This window comes from Bradyrhizobium barranii subsp. barranii (assembly GCF_017565645.3).
Taxonomy (GTDB): Bacteria; Pseudomonadota; Alphaproteobacteria; order Rhizobiales; family Xanthobacteraceae; genus Bradyrhizobium; species Bradyrhizobium barranii.
Window position 1 is genome coordinate 9394428 of the sequence record NZ_CP086136.1, and the last position, 21983, is coordinate 9416410.

19 protein-coding genes and 4 pseudogenes are annotated in these 21983 nt (G+C 62.0%); 11 read left to right on the forward strand and 12 right to left on the reverse strand.

The window, feature by feature from the left end; all coding sequences use genetic code 11:
- Positions 1-316 precede the first annotated feature (316 nt).
- On the forward strand, positions 317-1585 hold the full coding sequence (locus J4G43_RS45520; protein WP_038952271.1) for an IS256 family transposase: 1269 nt from the start codon (positions 317-319) through the stop codon (positions 1583-1585).
- 191 nt (positions 1586-1776) lie between these two features.
- Here the strand turns inward: J4G43_RS45520 and panC are convergent.
- Both panC and J4G43_RS45530 read right to left on the reverse strand, forming a co-directional pair.
- A pseudogene (gene panC / locus J4G43_RS55780) lies at positions 1777-2642 on the reverse strand (pantoate--beta-alanine ligase).
- A pseudogene (locus tag J4G43_RS45530) lies at positions 2596-3119 on the reverse strand (3-methyl-2-oxobutanoate hydroxymethyltransferase); the annotation flags it as partial. The pseudogenes J4G43_RS45530 and panC, both read right to left, overlap by 47 nt.
- Here J4G43_RS45530 and J4G43_RS45535 point away from each other — a divergent pair.
- The 4 genes and pseudogenes from J4G43_RS45535 to J4G43_RS45550 form a co-directional block, all read left to right on the forward strand.
- A pseudogene (locus tag J4G43_RS45535) lies at positions 3112-3399 on the forward strand (TrbI/VirB10 family protein); the annotation flags it as partial. The pseudogenes J4G43_RS45530 and J4G43_RS45535 overlap by 8 nt on opposite strands.
- Positions 3396-3671, forward strand: a complete 276-nt coding sequence (locus tag J4G43_RS45540; RefSeq protein WP_208088734.1) for a DUF6088 family protein — start codon at positions 3396-3398, stop codon at positions 3669-3671. The pseudogene J4G43_RS45535 and the gene J4G43_RS45540, both read left to right, overlap by 4 nt.
- Before the next feature lie 3 nt (positions 3672-3674).
- Positions 3675-4712 (forward strand): nucleotidyl transferase AbiEii/AbiGii toxin family protein, encoded by a 1038-nt coding sequence (locus tag J4G43_RS45545; RefSeq protein ID WP_208088737.1) that lies wholly within the window; start codon positions 3675-3677, stop codon positions 4710-4712.
- A gap of 1500 nt (positions 4713-6212) precedes the next feature.
- Positions 6213-6608 (forward strand): hypothetical protein, encoded by a 396-nt coding sequence (locus tag J4G43_RS45550; protein ID WP_208088739.1) that lies wholly within the window; start codon positions 6213-6215, stop codon positions 6606-6608.
- 34 nt (positions 6609-6642) lie between these two features.
- Here J4G43_RS45550 and J4G43_RS55530 read toward each other — a convergent pair whose 3' ends face one another.
- Together J4G43_RS55530 and J4G43_RS45555 are read right to left on the reverse strand one after the other, a co-directional pair.
- On the reverse strand, positions 6643-6768 hold the full coding sequence (locus J4G43_RS55530; RefSeq protein WP_018646717.1) for a hypothetical protein: 126 nt from the start codon (positions 6766-6768) through the stop codon (positions 6643-6645).
- Between the two features lie 246 nt (positions 6769-7014).
- Positions 7015-7248, reverse strand: a complete 234-nt coding sequence (locus J4G43_RS45555) for a hypothetical protein (protein WP_208088740.1) — start codon at positions 7246-7248, stop codon at positions 7015-7017.
- A gap of 489 nt (positions 7249-7737) precedes the next feature.
- Between J4G43_RS45555 and J4G43_RS45560 the strand changes: the two genes are divergently transcribed.
- The 4 genes from J4G43_RS45560 to J4G43_RS45575 all read left to right on the forward strand — a co-directional run bounded on the left by J4G43_RS45560 (position 7738) and on the right by J4G43_RS45575 (position 12429).
- Positions 7738-7941, forward strand: coding sequence for a DUF6894 family protein (locus tag J4G43_RS45560; RefSeq protein WP_039156329.1), 204 nt, complete (start codon positions 7738-7740; stop codon positions 7939-7941).
- An 804-nt stretch (positions 7942-8745) separates the two neighbouring features.
- Entirely contained in the window at positions 8746-8976 is a 231-nt protein-coding gene (locus J4G43_RS45565; RefSeq protein ID WP_225005524.1) for a hypothetical protein, read from the forward strand.
- A gap of 1038 nt (positions 8977-10014) precedes the next feature.
- Positions 10015-10521 carry a hypothetical protein gene (locus J4G43_RS45570; protein ID WP_225005526.1) on the forward strand — a complete coding sequence of 169 codons (507 nt, stop codon included), beginning with the start codon at positions 10015-10017 and terminating at the stop codon, positions 10519-10521.
- 204 nt (positions 10522-10725) lie between these two features.
- Complete coding sequence (locus tag J4G43_RS45575) at positions 10726-12429, forward strand: recombinase family protein (protein ID WP_028182466.1); 1704 nt, start codon at positions 10726-10728, stop codon at positions 12427-12429.
- Here J4G43_RS45575 and J4G43_RS45580 read toward each other — a convergent pair.
- The 7 genes and pseudogenes from J4G43_RS45580 to J4G43_RS45610 all read right to left on the reverse strand — a co-directional run.
- Positions 12402-12491 (reverse strand): annotated as a pseudogene (locus tag J4G43_RS45580) (acyl-CoA thioester hydrolase); the annotation flags it as partial. The gene J4G43_RS45575 and the pseudogene J4G43_RS45580 sit on opposite strands and share 28 nt — an antisense overlap.
- Before the next feature lie 69 nt (positions 12492-12560).
- Positions 12561-13475, reverse strand: a complete 915-nt coding sequence (locus tag J4G43_RS45585; protein ID WP_208088741.1) for a metallophosphoesterase — start codon at positions 13473-13475, stop codon at positions 12561-12563.
- Positions 13476-13625: 150 nt separating this feature from the next.
- A complete protein-coding gene (gene ruvB / locus J4G43_RS45590) occupies positions 13626-14678 on the reverse strand; it encodes a Holliday junction branch migration DNA helicase RuvB (protein ID WP_085401794.1) in 1053 nt (350 codons plus the stop codon).
- Positions 14675-15205, reverse strand: a complete 531-nt coding sequence (locus J4G43_RS45595; protein WP_071916641.1) for a hypothetical protein — start codon at positions 15203-15205, stop codon at positions 14675-14677. Before J4G43_RS45595 ends, ruvB begins: the two co-directional genes overlap by 4 nt.
- A complete protein-coding gene (gene ruvA / locus J4G43_RS45600; protein ID WP_208088742.1) occupies positions 15202-15819 on the reverse strand; it encodes a Holliday junction branch migration protein RuvA in 618 nt (205 codons plus the stop codon). The genes J4G43_RS45595 and ruvA overlap by 4 nt, the downstream gene beginning before the upstream one ends.
- On the reverse strand, positions 15816-16343 hold the full coding sequence (gene ruvC / locus J4G43_RS45605; protein WP_039156321.1) for a crossover junction endodeoxyribonuclease RuvC: 528 nt from the start codon (positions 16341-16343) through the stop codon (positions 15816-15818). The genes ruvA and ruvC overlap by 4 nt, the downstream gene beginning before the upstream one ends.
- Before the next feature lie 239 nt (positions 16344-16582).
- Complete coding sequence (locus J4G43_RS45610) at positions 16583-17329, reverse strand: YebC/PmpR family DNA-binding transcriptional regulator (RefSeq protein WP_208088743.1); 747 nt, start codon at positions 17327-17329, stop codon at positions 16583-16585.
- Between the two features lie 203 nt (positions 17330-17532).
- Here J4G43_RS45610 and J4G43_RS45615 point away from each other — a divergent pair, with 203 nt between their 5' ends.
- Entirely contained in the window at positions 17533-19281 is a 1749-nt protein-coding gene (locus J4G43_RS45615) for a methyl-accepting chemotaxis protein (protein WP_208088744.1), read from the forward strand.
- Positions 19282-19389: 108 nt separating this feature from the next.
- Positions 19390-20814 (forward strand): methyl-accepting chemotaxis protein, encoded by a 1425-nt coding sequence (locus J4G43_RS45620; protein ID WP_208088745.1) that lies wholly within the window; start codon positions 19390-19392, stop codon positions 20812-20814.
- A 779-nt stretch (positions 20815-21593) separates the two neighbouring features.
- Here J4G43_RS45620 and J4G43_RS45625 read toward each other — a convergent pair.
- Positions 21594-21824 carry a hypothetical protein gene (locus tag J4G43_RS45625; protein WP_028154370.1) on the reverse strand — a complete coding sequence of 77 codons (231 nt, stop codon included), beginning with the start codon at positions 21822-21824 and terminating at the stop codon, positions 21594-21596.
- Between the last annotated feature and the right edge of the window lie 159 nt (positions 21825-21983).

Sequence of the window (21983 nt, forward strand, 5' to 3'; positions counted from 1 at the left end):
TGATTAGAACGCAACGACTTCTAGCCGGGCATTAGTTCAGGCTTCGCACTTCGACATCGGAATTACAAACGACCTGACCGGTACTCAACTCTACAAAGGTAAGTGAGTGATATAGCATCGGCTGCAAAGCACTATACCAAGGTTTATCGAGTTCGCCGCTGATCACCGTCGCAAGACTTGCGGAGTTGCTAAACACAAATTCTTAGCCCCGCATATTCAGAGCTATGGCGGAATCTGGGTGATGACGGTGTGAGGAAGGCGGCGTATCGAGGCGGGTGACGAGCCTGCCAGAACCTCTCGAGGAGAGCGATACGCCATGACCGAGACTACCAATGTTCTTGCTTTCCGTCAGCCGTCCGCGGTTGATGATCCACTGACCGATATCGTTCGTGCCGGCGCGCGGGACCTGCTTGCCAGGGCGATCGAGATCGAGGTTGGCGCGTTTCTGGCCAGCACGGCCAATCTGACGCTGCCCGACGGTCGAGCGCGCCTGGTCCGACATGGGCACGGTCCGGTGCGCGAGATTGCGACCGGCATCGGTCCGGTGGAGGTCGCTCGTCCCAAGGTCCGCGACCGCGGAGCGAGCGGGCCAGGCGACCGCCTCCGCTTCAGTTCGGCAATCCTGCCGCTATGGGCGCGGCGGACGAAGAGCCTGGATGCCTTGATCCCGGTCCTCTATTTGCGCGGCATCTCGACCGGCGACTTCCAGGAGGCGCTCTCGGCGCTGCTCGGCAAGGATGCGCCGAACCTGTCGCCTTCGGTGATCGCCGGCCTGAAGGCCGATTGGCAGGTCGAGTACGAACGCTGGCAGAGACGCGATCTGTCGGCGCGTCGCTATGTCTACATCTGGGCCGATGGCGTGTACCTGCAGGCCCGCATGGAAGATCACAGCGAATGCATGCTGGTGCTGATTGGCACCACGCCGGAAGGCAAGAAGGAGCTGATCGGCTTCCAGGTCGGCGTGCGCGAGAGCGCGCAGAGCTGGCGCGAACTCCTGATCGACCTGCGGCAACGCGGGTTACGGATTGCCCCGCAACTCGCCATCGGCGACGGCGCCCTCGGCTTCTGGAAGGCACTGGACGAGGCCTTTCCCGGCACGCGGCACCAACGATGCTGGTGCCATAAAGTGAGCAACGTACTCGACAAGGTCGCCAAATCCGTGCAGGGCCCCATGAAGAACGACCTGCGGAACATCTATCTGGCCCCACACCGGGCCGAAGCTGAAACCGCGATCGACGTCTTCGTCGAGAAATACCACGTCAAATACGGACGTGCGGTGGAGTGCCTGATCAAGGATCGCCATGCGCTGCTCGCCTTCTTCGACTTCCCTGCTGAGCACTGGATCCACCTACGCAGCTCGAACCCGATCGAGAGCGTCTTCGCCACGGTGCGCCACCGAACGGTGCGGACCAAGGGATCGCTGTCGCAACAAACTGCGAAGCTGATGGTGTTCAAGCTCATCGACGCCGCATCGAAGACCTGGCGGCGATTGAAGAGCACGAACCAGTTGCCGAAAGTCATCGCCGGTGTAAAGTTCATCGACGGAATCGAAGTCATTCCGAACACTGAAAGCCACGCCGCCTGATCAGGCCGCGTCACCCAAAATCAGCCATAGCTCGCATATTCAGTGCGCGCCCGCTATCGCTTCGCTAACTCGCCGAACAAAGCCGTCTCGGGGCTTGCCCTCTGCTGCCAGTTCGATATGCCTCTCGGAACAGTGCTTTGAGCGTTTCTGTCAGCTCAATAAGCTGCGCTCTGGCTTGTCCACGCCTTGCGCTACCGAGTTGGCAACGCCAATACCACTTTGTCGATCCGACGCGTTGAGCCAACGTAGGCGGCCGTACATAGCGCCGCGGGGAGTCGCAGTGGACTATCGGCGGTTTTGGGCGTGTCACCGTCGATAAGTCAAGATACTGCAATGTGTCAACCGCCTCCAAATGCCTTGGCAGCCGCAATCAGCTTTTGTACGTTGCACTCTCCAGACCGAAAATCATCGAGCGCCGCGGGCAGCCCCTGGTTGATTGCAAGGGCCTGCTGCGCGCTTCCTAGCTGAGATAGCGATTGCGACTACTCATGGCGGGCCCATCCTTTTCACGAACCGTCGGTACGGTGACGATCTCGATCGGGACATTGAGATCAACCACCATGCGACGCACGACTACGCATTGCTGAACATCCTTCTGGCCAAAAAAGCGACGTGGGGCTGCACCATGTTGAACAACTTGCAGACGACAGTCGCCACACCGCGAAAATGTCCGGGCCTGAAAGCGCCGCATAGAGGTTTCGCGAGGTCGCCAGGTCCAACAAAGGTTTCGAAATTGCTCGGATAGACTTCCTGTGCATCGGGCGCGAAGAGGATCGCAACACCAGATCCCGGCACAGTTCTTCATCGCGCAAGAAGTCGCGCAGATAGGTGCTGAGATCTTCATTTGCTCCGAACTGAGTGGGGTTAACGAAGATGCTGACGACGGTCACATCGCATTTTGCTTGGCTCGCTGCGATCAGCGCCAGGTGGCCATCGTGGAGATAGCCCACCGTCGGCACAATCCGGCCCTTTGATTGGCACTGCGGGATTTTGCGAGAGTGCGGCGAAGTTCAGCGACGCTCGTGATAATTTGAGGTGGATGGCGCCCAGTTGGCAATTGCCTCCCCAACGCCTTCGGGAAGCCGATAGGACTCTTGCGGGCCGGGGAACGCGCCACGGCGGACATCCGCTGCCCCGCGCGAAAGCGCATCATGGAACTGCTGAAAGCCTTCCGTATAGGCGGGAACGAATTTGGGGCGATGACCTTCGGTTTGGCCCAGCACGTCATGAAACAGAGCACCTGCTCTGAACAGTCTGGGCCCGAGCCGATTCCGATCGTCGGTATTGTCAAGGAATCGCTTACTCGAGCAGTAAGCTCAGCCGGAGTGCCCTCCAATACCAAAGCGAAACAGCTGGCCTCCTGCAGACGATGAGCATCATCGAGCAAACGCAGCGCTTCATCCACTTTGCGGCCCTGCACTTTGAAGCCGCCCATGACATTAACGCTCTGCGGAATAAGACCGAGATGACCCATCACGGGAATCTCGCAATCGACAATGGCACGCACCATCTCGATTCTTTTGCCACCGCCCTCTCGGTCTATAGTTCTCGAGCGGCAGCCTGGCGCTGACACCGCTGGCTATGCAGGCCTAGAAGACCAGGTGGACAATCACTGGGGCGAACTCTTCAAGGCTGCGGCACTATCGACGTTTCTGGCCGTCGGAACGGAACTGGGTGCCGGCTCGGACACTAACAGCAACGACAGCGCAATTATCCAGGCGTTGCGTCACGGCGCCTCGGACTCTCTAAACCAAACTGGACAGCAGGTAGTTCGGCGCGGTCTCAATATCCAGCCCACGCTGACGGTACGTTGACCGACGGACCGTCGCGCCGGGTCGTGCTCGGCAAGCGGACCGTCGACATCCGCCACGCCTCGCCCAAGCATCTGATCGCGCCGGGCAGCATGGCCGGCAACGTCGTCCAGGCGCTGCGCCATCTCGGGCCCGACTCGACTGCGGCCGTGGTTGCCGCCGCAGCCGCGCGCATGAAGGATTCCGACCGGCGCGCGCTGGCGAGCGGGATCAAGCAGGCTCCCGCCTGGATGCGGCCCGCGCTTGACCAGATCGTGCAGCGGACGGCCGCCTGAACCGTGGACACGATCGCCAAGACGCCGGCTGCGGACCGCGCCGCCCTTTTCAACGAAGCGGGCGCGGCCCGCGGCCTAGCGAACGCGATCATCGAAAAGGACTTCTGGGTCTGCTGGACGCTGAAGCGTCTCTTCGGCATCCAGGGCGAAGACTCGCCCGGTCTCGTCTTCAAAGGCGGAACGTCGCTGTCAAAAGCGTACGGCGCGATCCGCCGGTTCTCGGAGGATATCGACCTGTCGTTCGATCGCGCCGATCTCGGTTATGAGGGCGCACGAAATCCGGAAGAGGCTCCTTCAAGAAAGAAGGCCGACCGGCTGATCGAAGATCTGGTTGCAGACGTCGAGAAGCACCTTGCAGAGGTAGTGTTGCCAAGCTTGACCGCGGCCATCGCCGGCGAGCTGGATCCGGCCGATCAGGCCGGATGGAGCCTGACGATCGAGCCCGGCCATCCTCAGAACCTGATCTTCGAGTACCCGTCGAGCCTGTCCGCCGGTGACTACGCCGGCTTCGCGTACATGAACCGCAGGGTGAAGCTAGAGTTCGGAGCGCGTGGCGATCCCTGGCCCACCGAAAAGCGGCAAATCGAATCCTACGCCGCGCAGGAGTTTCCCGACCTCTTCGCCGACCCCGCATGCATGGTGGACGTCCTGGCGCTGCGGCGCACCTTCTGGGAGAAGGCGACGGCACTTCATGCCGAGCACCATCGCGAACCGCAGTCGACGACGCCGCCGTACTTCTCGCGCCACTACTACGACCTTGCGACGCTCGCGGACACGGACGAGGGCAATGGAGCAATGAAGGACGGCGATCTGCTGAAGCAGGTCGCCGACCACAAGTCGGTCTTCTTCCGCGCGGCCTGGGCGAGCTATGATACCGCCCGCGTCGGCACTCTCCGGCTTTCGCCCCACCCCGATCGCGTCGCGGATCTGCGTGCCGACTATCGCAAGATGGCGCCGATGATGTTCGACGATCCGCCGCCAACCTTCGACGAAATCCTGGACCGGATCGCCCAGCTGGAGAAGCGGATCAACGGCAGCTAGGGCGCCGGCATCCGCTGCCGCCCGTCAGGCAGGTGGCGCGATGCCGCGTTCGACATAGAGCCACCTCGGCATCGCCACTGGCCACCTTGAGCATCGGCATCGCGGCGACCGTGCAGTAGCTGCAGGAATTCACTCGGCGGCCTGCGCGCGCAAGGGCTACTGTCGCGGTGTTGGACAACCGAAAGCGATCTCGAAACAGCCTTTGCGTTTGCGACCAACGCGCGCAGCCCTCCGCTCCTTGGCAGAACGCCTAGGATCAGCGTCCGCTACTGTGAACCGGTTCCACGGCTGAGCCGCCCTCAGCACGAGGCTTCGACCTATTATGAGCCGTTTCCCGGAATTGTATGCCTGAGCGGTTAGCTGAATGCTAGCCGGCTCAAATCGAGCGCGGATCAAGTAGTGACAACGAACGGGAATTGCCACCGTTGGAGAAGCGAGCTGCGGACGCTCTTGATATGACAAACCGCCGCCTAATATGGATTGGTTTCGCAATCCTGAACTCTGCGCAAGAGCACAACGGACCGCGCGAATTCGATCCCACTGTTGTTGTCACCGCCATCGAGCGAAAAAACACCTTCGTAACGTGGCCACGACGGTTCGGGTCGAGTGGCTGACGCAGCAGCTGCGGCTGAAGCGTCATTTGCGCACAAAACATGCGAGTCACGCGCGAAAATCGCCGACAACCAGCGCGAAGAAACGCGTATTCGAGCCGTTGGCTTGCGTGATTAGGCGGCGTTGCGCAAGTTTGGAGTTCTCGGTGAGTGAACGATCTACTCATCCCGATGCTCCATTCGGTCGCCCTGTGGGGCGTTCCTCCCTGACTTGGCCGTGCGGGAACGTCCGCACGGCCCATTCTCGAATCAAAGAATGGTGGAGCGGGCCGACTAACAGACAACTGCGTTAAGCGCACGAAGCCAGGCCCCGCGTTGAAGCTTGCGGCATGAGCTGCGGCTTGTGCCAGGCGACCTAAGCCTTCTCGCTCTCGCAGATCTGGGCGATCCGACGCAATCGCAATTCAATGATGTCAACGATGAGGTTGCGTAGAGATATGGGAAAGGTAGTAAGTTTCCCCGGGCATTATTTCAGCCGGGATTTCAGCTTCAAGGTTTGCGAGCGATGCGACGGAATCTCCGATGGTTTGACAACTCACTGTCCCGGCGTGAGCTTGCCGCCGCTCGTCGGCTGCAATGTCGCCGCCGGCCTGCTCAACTATGACGAACGCTGCGGCGGTTGGCACTGGCGCGTGCCACGGCTTTCGCACAAGCCAGTGTAACGATAGCTTCCGCACTGATCTGCGAGTAGAGAGCACGCGTCCGCAAAGCGAGTACCGGTGCGCGTGCAACGGAGGGCAGAAGATTAAGCGCGCTCCACTGAACCGTCGTGGGGATAGTGGAAGCTATTGCGCATTCTCGCCTCCTGTCGGCGTAACGTGGATTATTCCCTTGCATTACCGCACTTGAACGCCGCACGCCCGCCGCCCATGGGTGCGGCGACGCTGGCGTGGACAACCAGGTCACGTGGCCCAAGGAGGAAGCGCTTATCACCGTTGAACAATACCGCCTGGTCCTCATGCCCAAGACCAAGGACCACTTGCAGTCGGTCCACATCGACCTGACGGCCAACTGTCTCGACGAACGCGGCGCCTTGACGGTCGTCTCTCCTTCTCAGCTGCACCGGCTCGATGCCGGAGGCAATCTCGATCACCGGCTGTTAGCGCTTGGCGGAAGCGCTGAAACATATCACGCCCGAACGCCGCCGCTGAAACAACTGGACGTCGCTCGAGCCCCGCGGCGTCGAGATGTTGAATTTGTGCTCGATGTGCTCGCGGTTGATGAAGCCGAACACGGGCAAGGCTTCCGAATCAACTCCTGGCGCTGCTGCACAAACCAGCTGTAGCCAAGCGCGGCCCCTTGGTCATTGCGTACCTCGATTACGTCGGGGTCAGCTTGTGGCGGTCGCCGTTCCAGATCGTTATCGCTTCCTCGGGCGTGCCGACCGCCTTGGTCGAGACCTCCATGCCGTAGGGTTCGCTCGCAACGAAGGCGCCTGCTCGCATCCTCCTGGATCAGGACCGGGTAGCGCTTGGCAATCAAGCACCTCCGGATCGGACGCCTCCGATTTCGTGTTGCTCTCACTGGTATTCGGATCAACTGCCATTCTGTAGTCTGCCTCGAGCAGCTCCACCAGGCGCTCGATGCGAGCAATCCGGAATGGATGGGCCGGCTTGGTCATCAGGGCAGCCCCCTCGGATCGAATGCGAAGAATCGAAAGATGAAGATGACGAGCGTGCGAGGAGTGGCGTTCATGCGCCGGGCTGTCGGTCGTCTGCCGAATGCCAGTCCGCACCATGGAGGCGGATCATCTCGCGACGGGACCGCTCGATGAAGACCCGCTCAACGCAAAAGCCAGCGGTGACTGAAGCCGCTAGCGCAAGGCCGCAGGCGATATAATCATTCATGAAATTCCAAAACATGTTGCTGCCGGCGACGCCGACGAAAGTAAGTGCCATTACGGTATTACGAATTGCCTTGACCACGTTGTTCCCCCAGCCGGTCGGCGAGGCACTCTAACATTGCAACCAAGACGCTTAGCAGCGTTTGATGGTTGTGATCCGCCGTCTTTCTGCTCAATCAGCTTGGGCCCGGCTGTGTTGTCGCGCCCCGTGGCATCCGATCGATACCGTATCTCGCTCTGTGCCATGAAACGTGGTGACGATTTGGCAGACAGCCTTCGCCAGCCGATAGGACGCAGCATCCCTTTGCAGCGGTTTCTGCGGCCAGCGCAGCCGGGCAGCGCAGCCGACCAGAACAAATAGCACTGTATCTCTGGACCATAGAACGAGGCGTTCTCGGCGTCGGCAGCAATTCGTGCGGGCTCAATCCGTTCCAAAGCCCACGCACGATGCGCTCCGCATTTCGCCAATCATTCGCAGAATTCCGGCATCATGAGGCCCTACATCAGAGAACTTCTGCTTAATTGCCCAATACTATCATTACTCCCGTGGGGCAACGAAGCGAGCGAACGAATGGCCCGTTTCTACTTTAATCTGGCAGGCAAGCAGAATGTCGACGACCCCGGCGGGTTAGCATTCGAAGACGAGCTGCAAGCCTTCCGTGCGGCGGAACGCCTAGCAAAAGATCTGGCGAGTGCTCAACCTCTGCTGCGGGGTACAACCTGCGTGGTCGTTACACGCAGGGACCGAGGTGACGCCTATTACGTAAGCGTGTGACAGCGCTTCCAAATCAAAGGTCTCCACTGACGTATCATCTGCCGGGAGCAGCCGCCCCGAGTTGTGGGACCACCGAGCCGATTGAGGGAGGGCTCGTTTTCCCTGGTTAGACTTGCCTGCAACGCCACCGTCAGGCACGATTTCGAAGAACCCGATTGCACCATGTCCATCAAGACCTATATCGGCGCGGTCGAAGCAGCGCACGATGATGGCTGATTGGGCCGCGTTCTGCGATGGCAAGCGCGCTGCGGACGGCGTGGTCGTGCCGATGTCTCGCGCGATTGCGCGACGAACAACTTTCTGACTTTCGTATCGTGGAGAACCTGTTTCCCACCAAGTAGAACTAGGCCGTGAACCCATCTGTGGACCCCCGCGAGATGCAAGCGGTTTTTGAAACAGACCACGAAAAGCACCAGAGAGTTGCAGCTACTGGGTCCACCATTGTGCCTCCGAAATCCCGCGCGCGCCGCCCTATCGCCTGAAGGGATTTCGTTGGGACCCGGCGCAACTGGAAAAACTGCAAGGACCGCCAGATGAGGGGTGAGCGCCACCCGGGTTTATTAACCCTCCGCCGATCATGCAGAAAGACGGCAAAAGGTGGCCCATCGGCGCCGATTATGGAACCGGTTGTGGTGTTAAATGCCCCGAAACGATGGCAGAAACGAAGGGGATGCTCCGGCTCCGCATACTCGGCTCACACACCGACGATTGGCGCAGGATCGCCCGCGATGACAAAGCAGAGCGAGCATAGATCAGCATGGCGTATCTGCAGAAGCAGCTCGCTAGGCAGCGAAAAGCGTACAAATGAACGCCGAGCTTTTCTGCAAGCTGCAGGAACTATCCCGCCATAACGCGGTCGCCCGCGCGCTTGTCTTCTTGTGGGAAACCGGAACCCTGACCTACGAGGGCTGGGCGACGAAGGCGATCTCTCTTCTCATTGATCAGAACGAAACGCTTTCGGCGATCGCCGTGGATGCGGAGAACCGCGCCTGCCGCCTGCCCAAAACTCCGCCCGTAGCCTCACCCACACGTTGAGAGAGATCGTCCCGTGTCCGACACCCCCAAGACGGGAACACCGCACCCCGGGCCCGCGCTGCGGCTTGTCAGCGGCGCGAAACAGGAGCCGCTCCGCTGCCCCGCCGCCGGCCGCGATGCCGAAAGCGAGAAGACGCTTTGCTTCTACTTCAACCGGCGCATGACCGATGACGAGATGCGGCACCTTCACGCGGTCATACGGCAGGCGGCAGCCTACTCGCCGATCATCGACGGCCAGCCCAGCAAACGAGCGGAGTCTCAGAGCAGGAGGCGGCGGCAGTGCTGCGGCGCTACCTGCTCATGCGCGAGATTGACGGTCACTGAGAAAGTTCCTCTTTTTCATCCGCGCCCCCGACAAAGTCTCGCTAAATTTCAACTGAGACACTACCCGTTAGTCGGTTCAACTCGCAGCGTCAGGACGCCCGTGATTGCGGAGGCGATGAAGACAGTGACTCGTACCACTTCCGGGAACAGCACACCAATCAATGGTGTCAGAGTCCGGGGAGATCCCAGTAGAACACGCCGACCAGGCCGGCAATAAGGCTTGTATAGAGGACGTGGGGGACAATGGAGAGCAGGCACTGCTTACTCGCTCACCGCTGTGAGTGCCCTGCCGTCGGCCAATCGGCTCCTTCGTTCGGGCGACGATCAGAAGGCGGCGAACGATTATCTGCTGACCTGCGCTTCCTCGGAGACGACAAGGATTGAAGCCAATCCACCGGGAGCAACAAGCCGCCGCATCGGCCCATCAGACGCGTTTCCACGGTGAAGATCAGCGCTTGCGAGGCCGGTTCGTGGAAAATTTTCGCGATTGGATGGGCTCCTGCAAAAAGATTGTCTTTTCAGACTCCACCGCTTTTGCGGCACCGGCCGAAGAAGGCCTCCCTTGTGGTCTTCCATATCTCCCCAAGCGGCGAAGGTAGTGGCTAAAACAGGCGGCGTCTCAGCAATTCCTCCGTGCGTATACTCAGATCAGGACAACCGCATCTAGCGTCGTGCGCCACGATTTGTCGGCCGACCGCCGGATTTCACTGATCAATGAAGCCGTCTCGTCTGCGGCAACCGCTGGCATCAGACGGAGCGGATAACTGCACCGCTAAATATGGACACGGGCATCGGACTTTCGTCGCCGTCAGGCGCAAGTTTTTTTACTCCGCCTTGTTTGGCAAGAATTCTCTCGCCTACGCCCCCTATCGCAGGAATGCGCTAACGCCCGATGTGGAGCACCGCGACACCAGAAAACTCTCATTTTCATTGACCGCTGCAGCGGTCAACATGATTGGACCCACAATTACTCAGATCGAGACTTCCGTGAGCACTCCAGAGGCAAACGTCAAGTGTGGACCTTCTGTGATTTCTATCGGCGCACGGCCAAGGCTGACGAAAGCTGTGGCTGAAGGACGATCTGAACCTGAACACCACGCCGACGAAAATTGTGAAATCAGCGAGGGGTCTCTGCCGGCGCGATCGACGCTCCGAATAACAGAAGCAGGCACCGCAAGTGATCACAGCCCAGCTATCGCGCTGGGCGACAATTTACGTTAACGTTTGCCGGTCGGTCCATATGCGTACTCGAATCCGATCGCCTCGGAGGCAGAAGGCGATCATCCAACCGCTTGATCCTTCCCACCCTCAGGGTTGGGATAATCCTGACAATGAGGAAGTTTGGCTTGAGCTGGCGCGCGCCATCGGACGGCAGATTGCACGAGACGAAAACGACGGTTTGGAGCAGCCGAAAGGAGGAAGGGCATGATGACGGGGCCAACAAAAAAGAGGGCCGTGTTATACGCCCGCTATTCGAGCGACATGCAAAAGGCGACCTCGATTGACGGTCAGCTATTGCTCTGCCGGAAGATCGCGGCACGCAACGACCTAGATGTCATCGGTGCATTTGTTGATGCCGCGAAGTCTGGCCTAACCGAAAATGCGAGGGACGGCTATCAGCAATTGCTCAATGGCGTGCGAAACCATGATTTTGATGTTGTGATCGTTGAGCATTTCGATCGCCTGTCGCGCGATCCCGCAACCATCCAGCGTCTCAAGCAAGTTTTCGAGTTCAATGGCGTTGAGCTGATGGATCAGAAAGGCGTTTACGCGACTGCCACCGACATCAGCATCGCAAGTCTCTACAACACGATTTATAAGCCGCAGCTCGCCGACAAGGTTCGGCGTGGCCATGATAATGCTGTCGCTAGTGGAAGAATTCCTGGCTCATACGCTTACGGTTACCGGCCAAGGCCGGGCGCGCCCGGTGAGCGCGTGATCGATGAGAACGAAGCGAAGATCGTGGTCCGCATCTTCACCGAATATGTATCGGGGCGTTCAACCCGAGATATTGCGGCCGATCTCACGCGCCAAGGCTTGCCCTCGCCTGGCGCCACCCGTCACAAGAACAAGGCTGGTCGCACGACCTGGAATCATCAGTGCATAACTAGCGGTCGCCACGGTCGCGGCATTATCGGCAACGAGCTGTATATCGGCGAAATACATTGGAACGTTCGATCAACAATTCTGAACCCGGAAACGCAGAAGAAACAGAAACGCCGCAATCCGGAAGACCGGCACATCATTGTCAAGAAGCCCGAGCTGCGGATTGTTCCGCAAGTGCTTTGGGACAGGGCGCAGAAGGTTCGCAGCGGCCGCGCCATCCATATGTTCGGACCGGCGGGCAAGCCGCGGCGCCGTCCTGTGATCCCGCGCAATAATGAGCATCCACTTGCTGGGGTCCTCCGGTGTGGTGTCTGCAACGGGAATATGCGAATCGCTCAATCCTCCAGGAATGGCGCTCCGCGCGCCGCATGCGCCAATGCGCATCAACGAGGCACGTGTGAGCACACCCGGAGTTTTGACATGGACGTGCTACTTGAGGATGTCTCAAGCAAAATGGAATTAAAATTGCTTTCGCCCAAAGCGATTGAAGAGGCGATGCGTGCTTGGAAGGAGGAGCGTAAGAACGATCGGACAAAGAACAGCGAACACGCAAATTTAGAGCGTAGACTCCGTACGTTGACCACTGAGATCGAACGCTTGTCATATGCCATCGCAAACAGCCGTCGCAAGCCGGATGAGTTGCTCAAGCGGATCGATGAGTGCGATGTGGAACGGGAAACCGTTAACGAGCGCTTGCGGCTGCTGGGTAGTGGCAGCGAAAACGTGATCCCGTTCGACCATCCAAAGTTCGGTGACCGATATCATTCGGAGGCCAAGAGACTGGTCACCGCGCTGAAGATTAATCCGAAGGCCATCGAAACCCGCGTCGCCTTTCGCAACTTGATCGACAGCATCGTAGTGCATCCGGTTCGCAAGCGGATGCCCTACGAATATACTCCGTACCTGAACAGCGCTTCCCTTTCTAGCATGAATCTTTTCCCCGAAAATCGACGCAAGACGAGAAAGATCAGTGCGTTCGTCTACTATGATAGCGTCAAGTCAGAGAAGTCCGTATCCTCGTAGTAGACGCGGACCTGCATGTGATGGCGGCCGTCGCGGATCTCGCCGTCGAGATGGGCTGTCACGTCGCGAGCCTCTTCGCTTTTTGCAACCGGCCCGTTTTGCGCAAAAACAGCCGGCCGCGCAAGCGCAGGTTATGCCACGGCCGGCGTCCTTCCCAGCGTCACTTCGACGATTTCCGGCGGCACGCCGACGCGGACCGGCATGATGCTGCAACCGAGGCCGCCGGAGACGATGACGTCGCATTTCAGCCGGAAGTGACCATAGGCGAGACGCACGCCGTGCTGAGGCGAAACAGCCGGCGACCAGCGGAACAGGCGGACCTGGCCGCCATGGGTATGGCCGGACAGTTGCAGCGCGACGCGCGCGGGTACGAGCGGCGCGATATTGGGCTCGTGCGCGAGCAAGATGACCGGCGCATCGTCGGTGACCTTCGCCAGCGTACCCGCAAGATCGTCGGCGCCAAGCCGACGCGCCCGGCCATAGCGCTTCGCGGGATAGTAGGCGAGCTGATCGCCGAGGCCCGCGAGCCAGAAGGAGCGTCCGTCCTTGGTGAGACGCACGACGTCGTTCTCGTAAACGGGAATGCCGGCCGCCTCCAGCGCGCGATGGGCGGCTGTCGGCCCGTGCCCGGCCTGCTGCACGGCCCGGTCCACCCAATAGTCATGATTGCCCATGACGGCATGGACGCCGAGCGGTGCCTTGAGGCCCGCGAGCACCTTCGCCCATTCGCTCGACGGAATGATGCGCGTGACCTGGTGAACACCCGCGACATAGTCGCCGAGCAACACGATGACATCGGCGTTGAGCGCATTGGTGCGATCGACGATGCCCTCGATCCGCTCCAGCGACATCCAGGGATCGCAGGCATGAATGTCGGTGACGATGGCGATCTTGAGCGGAAAATCCGCCGGCCATTGCCGCGGGGTCGGGTGATAGCGGGTGACGCGGAGCCGCAGCGGCTCGATGCCGACGCCATAGGCCGCGGTCGAGACGCCGAGCGCGGACAGGCCGCCGATGGAACGAATGAGATGACGACGCGTGATCATGGAAGTCCGATGGTGATGCAGCTTTGTGATGCGGTCCGATTGGAGCGGAATTGGGGTCCGCTCGTGCAGACGGCCTGCATTTGCGTGCAGACCGTTTGCACAAAGGTTACCGGAAGTTCATGACAACCGACGCACCTTGCATCAACGCAATCAGTCGTCGCTCTCGTCCGTGCCGAACAGGCCGAACTGTGCCGCGGCATCGCGCGAGGGCTCGGCGATGCCGAGATGGCGGAAGGCGTGCGAGGTGAGCAGGCGGCCGCGCGGAGTGCGCTGGAGATAGCCGCACTGAATGAGATAAGGCTCGATGATGTCCTCGATCGCATCGCGCGGCTCGGACAAGGCGGCGGCCATCGTCTCCACGCCGACCGGGCCGCCGCCATAGTTCTGCGCGATGGTCGTGAGGTAGCGGCGGTCCATGGCGTCGAGGCCGGCGGCGTCGACCTCGAGCGCGCTCAGCGCGTGGTCGGCGATCTTGCGGTCGATCGAGGCGGCATCGGCGGCGGAGGCGAAATCGCGCACGCGCCGCAGCAGGCGGCCGGCGATGCGCGGCGTACCGCGGGCGCGGCGCGCGATCTCGTTGGCACCGTCGGCGCTCATGCCGACATTGAGCACGCGCGCGCCGCGGGTGACGATGCTTTCCAGCTCTTCAATGGTGTAAAAATTGAGCCGGACCGGGATGCCGAAGCGGTCGCGCAAGGGATTGGTGAGGAGGCCGGCGCGCGTGGTAGCGCCGACGAGCGTGAATTTCGACAGCTCGATCTTCACCGAGCGTGCCGCCGGGCCCTCGCCGATGATCAGGTCGAGTTGAAAGTCCTCCATCGCGGGATAGAGCACTTCTTCCACCGCCGGGCTCAGGCGATGGATCTCGTCGATGAAGAGCACGTCGCGCTCTTCGAGATTGGTGAGGAGCGCGGCGAGATCGCCGGCCTTGGCGATCACGGGCCCCGAGGTGGCGCGAAAGCCGACGCCGAGCTCCTTGGCGACGATCTGCGCCAGCGTGGTCTTGCCGAGGCCGGGGGGGCCTACGAACAGCACGTGATCGAGCGCCTCGCCGCGCTTGCGCGCCGCCTCGATGAAGATCGAGAGGTTCTTGCGCGCCTGCTGCTGGCCGACGAAGTCGGACAGCGATTGCGGACGTAGCGCGGTGTCGCCGACGTCATCGGAGCGGCGCTCGGGCGTGACGATGCGTGGGGGAGTGGTCATGCGGGCAGGATAACACGATGCAGCGGTTTCGCGAGCCACCAGCACAGGCTGGCCGGAATGACGGCGACGACGGCGAGCATCGCCGAAAGCTTCAGCGCCTCGGGCGCGGAACGGACACTCGGCACGATCACCGCCGAGGTTTCGGAGGGCACGACGAACATGCCAACCATGACGAAGCCGGCCGCACCCACCGCCGCGGCGAGCCACGCCATCCAGATCATGTTGAGATCGGCGTAGACCGCCGCCAACGCAAATATCAGGCCGGCGACGACTGCAGGAAGGAACGAGGCGAGAATCGTGACGATGGCCAACAGCACGACCGCGATCGAAACCAGAGCACGCAGTGCTTCCAGTTCGAGGAACACGAGAAACATCTGCAGCACCGCGGCGCCGAGCGCCGTTACCGTCACAGCAACCAACGCGGCGGTCGTCAGCGGCCCGACAATGGAGAAAATCACGACGATACCGGCCACGCGCGAAAGGCGACGAAACAGGGCGGCGACGGGATTGGCGTGGGCCGCGCTCACTTCGACAGCTCCTTCAGGCCTAGCCGGATGAGTTGCGCGGTCTCGGCGCTCTCGCCCGCGCTGCGCGATGCGGATGCAATAGCGGCAGCCGCCTGCGGCTGGCCGTAACCGAGATTGACCAGCGCCGAAATCGCATCTGCCACCGGGCGCGGCGCGCGCTGGTCGTCAACGGCACCGGCGAGATGGACGACGGCCGGATCGACATTGGCGAAGGCCGGCGCCTTGTCCTTCAATTCGGTGACGATGCGCTCGGCGACCTTGGGGCCGACGCCGGGCGTGCGCGCCACCGCGGCCTTGTCGCGTAGCGCGATGGCGTTGGCGAGATCGGAAGGCGCCAGCGTGCCGAGCACGGCAAGCGCGACCTTGGCGCCGACGCCCTGCACGGTCTGGAGCAGGCGAAACCATTCGCGCTCCTGGTCGGTGCGGAAGCCGAACAGCTTTATCTGGTCCTCGCGGACGTAGGTCTCGATCGACAACACGGCGGCCTCGCCCGGCGACGGCAGATGCTGCAACGTCCGCGTCGAGCAGTGCACCTGATAGCCGACGCCGCCGACGTCGAGGAGCACATAATCCTCGCCGTAGGAATCGATCAGGCCCTTGAGCTTGCCGATCATAAGCCCGCCACCTTCAGCCTGAGCGCCGTGCTTTGGCGATGATGGGCGTGGGTAATGGCGATGGCGAGCGCGTCGGCGGCGTCCGCTGACGGCGGCTCGGCTTTCGGCAGCAGAATCTTCAGCATCATCGCGATCTGGTGCTTGTCGGCGTGGCCGGCGCCGACCACCGTCTTCTTGACCTGGTTCGGCGCGTATTCGGCGACAGTAATGCCGAACATCGCAGGCGCCAGCATGGCGACGCCGCGGGCCTGGCCGAGCTTCAGCGTCGCGACGCCGTCCTTGTTCACAAAGGTCTGCTCGACCGCGGCTTCCATCGGCTTGTGACCGGACAGGACGGCGGCAAGCCCCTCATGGATCGCGAGCAGCCGGCTCGCCAGCGGCAAATCGTCCGGCGGTTCCACCGAGCCGCAGGCGACGTAGATCAAACGATTGCCCTCGGCCTCGATCACGCCCCAGCCGGTGCGGCGCAGGCCGGGGTCGATGCCGATGATGCGAACGGGGCCACGAATCGGGAGCGCAGTCATGGGCCAGTGATAGCGGCTGGCTGCGGTGGGGGAAACAGAAACAGAACGGAAGTAACAGGGGAAGTGGGGTGTCGCGATTGGGTGCCCGCGATGACGACCACAAGACACGCGGTCATACCCCGCGAAAGCGGGGTATCCAGTACGCCGCGGCTTCTCCGTTTCCCTCTGACGTCTCTGGAATACTGGGTCGCCCGGTCAAGCCGGGCGACGACAGCAGAATCTGGGACAGGAGAGCGACCTCAGCCGCCCATCTTCGCGACCAGCGCGTCCGACACCTCGAAATTGGCGTAGACGTGCTGGACGTCGTCGTGCTCGTTGAGCAGGTCCATCAGCTTCAAGAGCTTCTCGCCGGTCTCGTCGTCGACCGCGACCGTATTCTGCGGCTTCCAGATCAGCGCGGCCTTGCGCGGCTCGCCGAACTTGGCTTCCAGCGCCTTGGCGACGTCGCGATAGCTTTCGGTCGAGGCGTAGATCTCGTGTCCGCCTTCGCCCGAGACCACGTCATCGGCGCCGGCCTCGATCGCGGCATCCAGCACCGCGTCGTCGGAGGCGACGCTGCGGTCGTATTCGATGATGCCGGTGCGGTCGAACATGAAGGAGACCGAGCCGGTTTCGCCGAGATTGCCGCCCGACTTGGTGAAGAAGGAGCGGATGTCGGAGGCGGCGCGGTTGCGGTTGTCGGTCAGCGCCTCGACGATGACGGCGACGCCGCCGGGGCCGTAACCCTCGTAGCGGATCTCGTCATAGTTCTCGCCCTCATTGCCGAGCGCCTTCTTGACGGCGCGCTCGATATTGTCCTTCGGCATGTTCTCCTGGCGCGCCGCGATGATGGCGGCACGCAGGCGCGGGTTCATGTTGGGATCGGGGGTGCCCAGCTTGGCCGCGACGGTGATTTCCCGCGCCAGCTTGCCGAACAGCTTCGACTTCTGGGCATCCTGCCGCCCCTTGCGGTGCATGATGTTCTTGAATTGGGAATGTCCGGCCATGCGTGTCTCGTCAGGAATCGTGCGCCAAAGGTGAGCGTGGGAAGCGCGGCCTTATAGGCCGCCAACCCACCGGAATGAAAGAGGCTCTACGACTTTAAGGTAATATCGTAGTGGCCCGTGCCTAGGAGTCAGGCACCGTTAACCCTGATTTCATTCCGGCCTGCGAAAATAGCAACCGCCCGTTCCCCGACAAGAGTGACCTGATGGCGTTCGCATTGTTTCGGAAGCGTCTGCCCGACTTGTCCGCGCCCGTGGCAACCCCACAGGCCGCGCCGTCGCCGGTCGATCCCGCGCCTGCCCCGTCGGCCGAGGCCGATTCCGCCCGGGAAATCCTGGAACTGCTGGAACTCGAGCTCGGCGCCATGATCCGCCAGCTCGAACGGGCCGCCAACTCGGTCGCCGGCGGCGCGGAGGCGACCGCGGCAACGCTCGCGGATATTCGCGAGCGCACCGACGCCCTCACCGGTCGGACCAATGCCGCGCAGTCGAACGCCTCGACCTTCGCCCATGCCGCCGACAAGTTTACCCAGTCCGCGCAGGGCATCGGCGCGCAGGTGCGCGAGGCCGGCAAGCTCGCCGACGAAGCGAGCGCCGCGGCGCAGGAAGCCCGCGCCAATGTCGACCGCCTGCGCGAATCCTCCGCCGCCATCGGCAATGTCGTCAATCTGATTGCACAGATCGCGCGGCAGACGACGCTGCTCGCGCTCAACTCCACCATCGAGGCCGCGCGTGCGGGTGCGGCCGGCAAGGGCTTTGCGGTCGTCGCGACCGAAGTGAAGGCGCTCGCGGTGCAGACCCAGGGCGCGACGGAGGAGATCACCAGGAAGATCGACGCGCTCCAGCGCGACGCCGCCGGCTCGGCCGACGCCGTGCATCGCATCGCGCAGGCGATCGAGGCGATCCGCCCGGTGTTCGACACCGTCAACGGCGCGGTGGCCGAGCAGAATGCCACCACCAGCGAGGTCTCCGGCAACGCGGCCAGCGCGTCGCAGTTCATCATCTCGGTCGGCGAGAGCGCGGCCGAGATCGATGCCGCGACCAAGGCGGCCGAGACCCACGGCGAGAACGTCGCCAGCGCCGGCAAGGCCGTCACCACCTTCGCACGGAAGCTGAAATCGCGCTGTGCGGTGCTGCTGCGCCAAAGCGAGCACGACGACCGCCGCAAGACCGAGCGGCTGCCCTGCCATCTCAAGTTCGAAACCGCGCGCGGCATGTTGCAGGTCTACGAGATCGCGATGGACGGCGTGCTGATCGGCGGCGCGGAGGCGGCGAAGCTTGCCACGCAGGCCATCGTCGACGGCACCCTCGAAGGCGTCGGCGCCTGCCGCCTGCGCGTGATCGAGCAGTCCAAGGCCGGCGCCCGCGCGCAGTTCGTCAGCCCCAACGCCGATCTCAGCGAGAAGATCGAAGACAGGCTCTGGTCGATCCACGAGGAGAACACCGAGTTCGTCACTCGCGCCATGGAAGCCGGCACGGCGCTGACCCGGATTTTCGAGCAGGCGGTTGCACGCGGCGAGGTCGGGATCGACGACCTCTTCGACACCGATTATGCGGAGATCGCCGGCACCAATCCGCAGCAATACCGCACGAAATATCTGGACTGGGCCGACCGCGCGCTGCCGCCGTTCCAGGAAGCCTTTCTCGCCAAGGAACCGCGCATGGCATTCTGCGCCATGGTCGACCGCAACGGTTTCCTGCCGGTGCACAACAAGATCTATTCGCATCCGCAGCGGCCGGGCGACACCGCCTGGAACACGGCCAACAGCCGCAACCGGCGGATCTTCAACGATCCGGCAGGGCTCGCCGCCGCCCACAACCTGCGCTCGTACCTGGTCCAGAGCTATGCGCGCGATATGGGCAACGGCAACACCGTGATGATGCGCGAGATCGACGTTCCGATCCGCGTCCAGGGCCGGCACTGGGGCGGATTCCGCACGGCTTACAAGCTGTAGTGCACGCTCAGGCAAGACGCCGGCCGCGAATCATCCTTTAAGGCTGGAATTGGAATGGGAATGCCGCGGGGAGCCGGCGAACGGCTCTGACTGGAGGACTCTCAAAACATGTCCGTCGCACAACTGGCAGTCCTGGACACCGGCTCCGACCGGACACTTGCCGAACGTCTGATCGACCAGCTCGCTGACCGCATCGGCGGCCTCGGCGTCGAGCTCGCCGACATCGCCGGTAACGTCCAGGAAGTCGCAAACCGCGTCGCGAACCAATCCGAACGGTTCCATCACCTCCAGGAGACGGCCGAGACGATGGTCTCGGCCAATCACGATATCGCCAATGCCTCACAAGCGGTGCAATCGACCGCATCAGCGGCGGTCGGCGAGATCGCGCAGTCGCGCGGCGCGGTCGACACCGCGGTCAGCCACATCTCCGAGCTCGTCGCAGCCGTGGAGCGAATCGAGGCGCGCCTGAGCGCGGTCGGCTCGGCGCTGGCGCAGGTGGCAAAAGTGTCCGGCTCGATCGAGGCGATCGCCAAGCAGACCAATTTGCTCGCGCTCAATGCCACCATCGAAGCGGCCCGCGCCGGCAATGCCGGCCGCGGTTTTGCAGTGGTGGCGAGCGAGGTCAAGAATCTCGCTGAGGCCACCCGTGCGGCCACGCATCAGATCTCCGACACCGTGCGCGATCTCGACGGCCAGATCGAAGGCCTGATCGGCGAGAGCAGCGACGCCTCGCAACGCGCCAAGACTGCCGGCGAAGGCGCCCAGCAGATCTCCGGCATCATCTCGCGGGTCCAGCAGGGTTTTGCCTCGGTGGAAGCGGAGATCGACAGCGTCACGCGCGCCGCGACCTCCAATCTCGGCCATTGCGACACGGTCATCAGCGAGCTCAACGAGCTCGCCAAGGGCGTCGACCTGTCCTCGCGCGATCTCAAGAACGCCGATCAGCGCGTGACAAAACTGCTCGACACGTCCGAAGCGCTGATCGCAATGATCGCCGACAGCGGCGTGGAGACATCGGATGCGCCGCTGATCCGCGTCGTCGTCGAGACCGCAAAGCGGATCTCGGACGAGTTCGAGGCCGCAATCGACCGCGGCGAGATCACGCTCGACCAGCTCATGGACGAGAACTACCGGCAAATCCCCGGCACCGATCCCAAGCAATACAAGACCAACTACGTCGACTTCACCGACCGCGCCCTGCCCGCCATCCAGGACCCGATCCAGAAGTCAGACCCCCGCATCGTGTTCTGCGTCGCGTGGGCCAAGGGCGGCTATCTGCCGACCCACAACCCGAACTACCGCCTGCCGCAGGGCAAGGACCCCGTCTGGAACAACGCCAATTGCCGCAACCGCCGCCTGTTCAGCGACCGCGCGGTGAAGAAGGTCGCGGCCAACACAAAACCGTTCCTGCTCCAGACCTATCGCCGCGACATGGGCGGCGGACAGTTCGTGCTGATGAAGGACCTGTCCTCGCCGATCGTGATCCGCGGCAAGCACTGGGGCGCCTTCCGGATGGGTTTTCGGCAGAGCTGACGCCCGCCGCGACGGCCGCGCCTACGACCCTGAATCAAAAATCTGGAAAACAACCCCATGCACAGTAACCGGGGCGTGGGGAATCAATGGCTTGGATGCCTATGAAGAGACACACCTAGCGCGCCGACGGAGGTGCGTTCCCTCCCCCCTTGCGGGGGAGGGCTAGGGAGAGGGGCAGCTCAGGAAAAGGTACCGGCTGTTGACGCGGCATCGAGCCTGCGTGTCAGCGACTCGAAAGAGTCCCCGTGTGGCACCCCTCTCCCTGCCCCTCCCCCGCAAGGGGGGAGGGAACGGAGAGAGCTGTGCCTTGCCGTCCGCCGAGCCTGATCGGACTTCAACTCATCACGCTGCACCCATTGCTCCGTCGGGCAAAACAGGAGCATGATGCTATTACTCCGAAATTCCCATCTCCTCCCCTTCCCTTCTCCCCTTGTGGGAAAGGGACGAAATGGCCGAAGGCATTGAGAAGAAAGGTTCTTCCCGCTTTCGGCCGCCGGGCGATACTGTAAACCGATACTGTATTTTCCCGGAGCCGCCTATCCCCATTAAAAAAGCCCGGATCGGGGCCCGGGCCCTTTCATGGGGCCCGGATCGGAGGGCGGCCATGCGGCTCAATATCGTCGGGCGGCGAACGGCGCCGTCGTAGTCTCCGGACGTGTACTTACAAAAGAGACGTAGCGGATCAGGCGCGGTGGATGATCAACAGCGGTTCGAAGGGCGGACATCGCCCGAGGTCCGAGTCGGGCCAACGGACTTTGAGCTTAGTCGCTAGCAGTCGATCATGCGAGGGGGCCGACCGGTTCGGCATCACTCTCAGCAGACACCAAGAACTCATTTAGCAGGTGCCGCTTGATCCTAATCGGTTCACGCTCCCCTTGCGAAGCGAGCCAGAGAACACGCTCGGCCACTTCCACGGCAGATCGCTGCTGCTGACGAGTGAACGACGGGCTGGAAAGAACGTCGTCTAGAACGTTGCGGAGCATATGTACTGTTGCCGTGTCGTATGCCATGCGCCAAATATCCCGGCCGTCGAAACAAAATGCGCCGTAGCGATGGCGCAAGGGGAAAGGAAGTGAAGCGTCGCCGGGCTCGAAATAAGCGTCCCGGCAGCGCCTATTCTCTAACTGAGCGCTGAAATCCCAGTTGCCCTGAATTATGCAATGGTCATG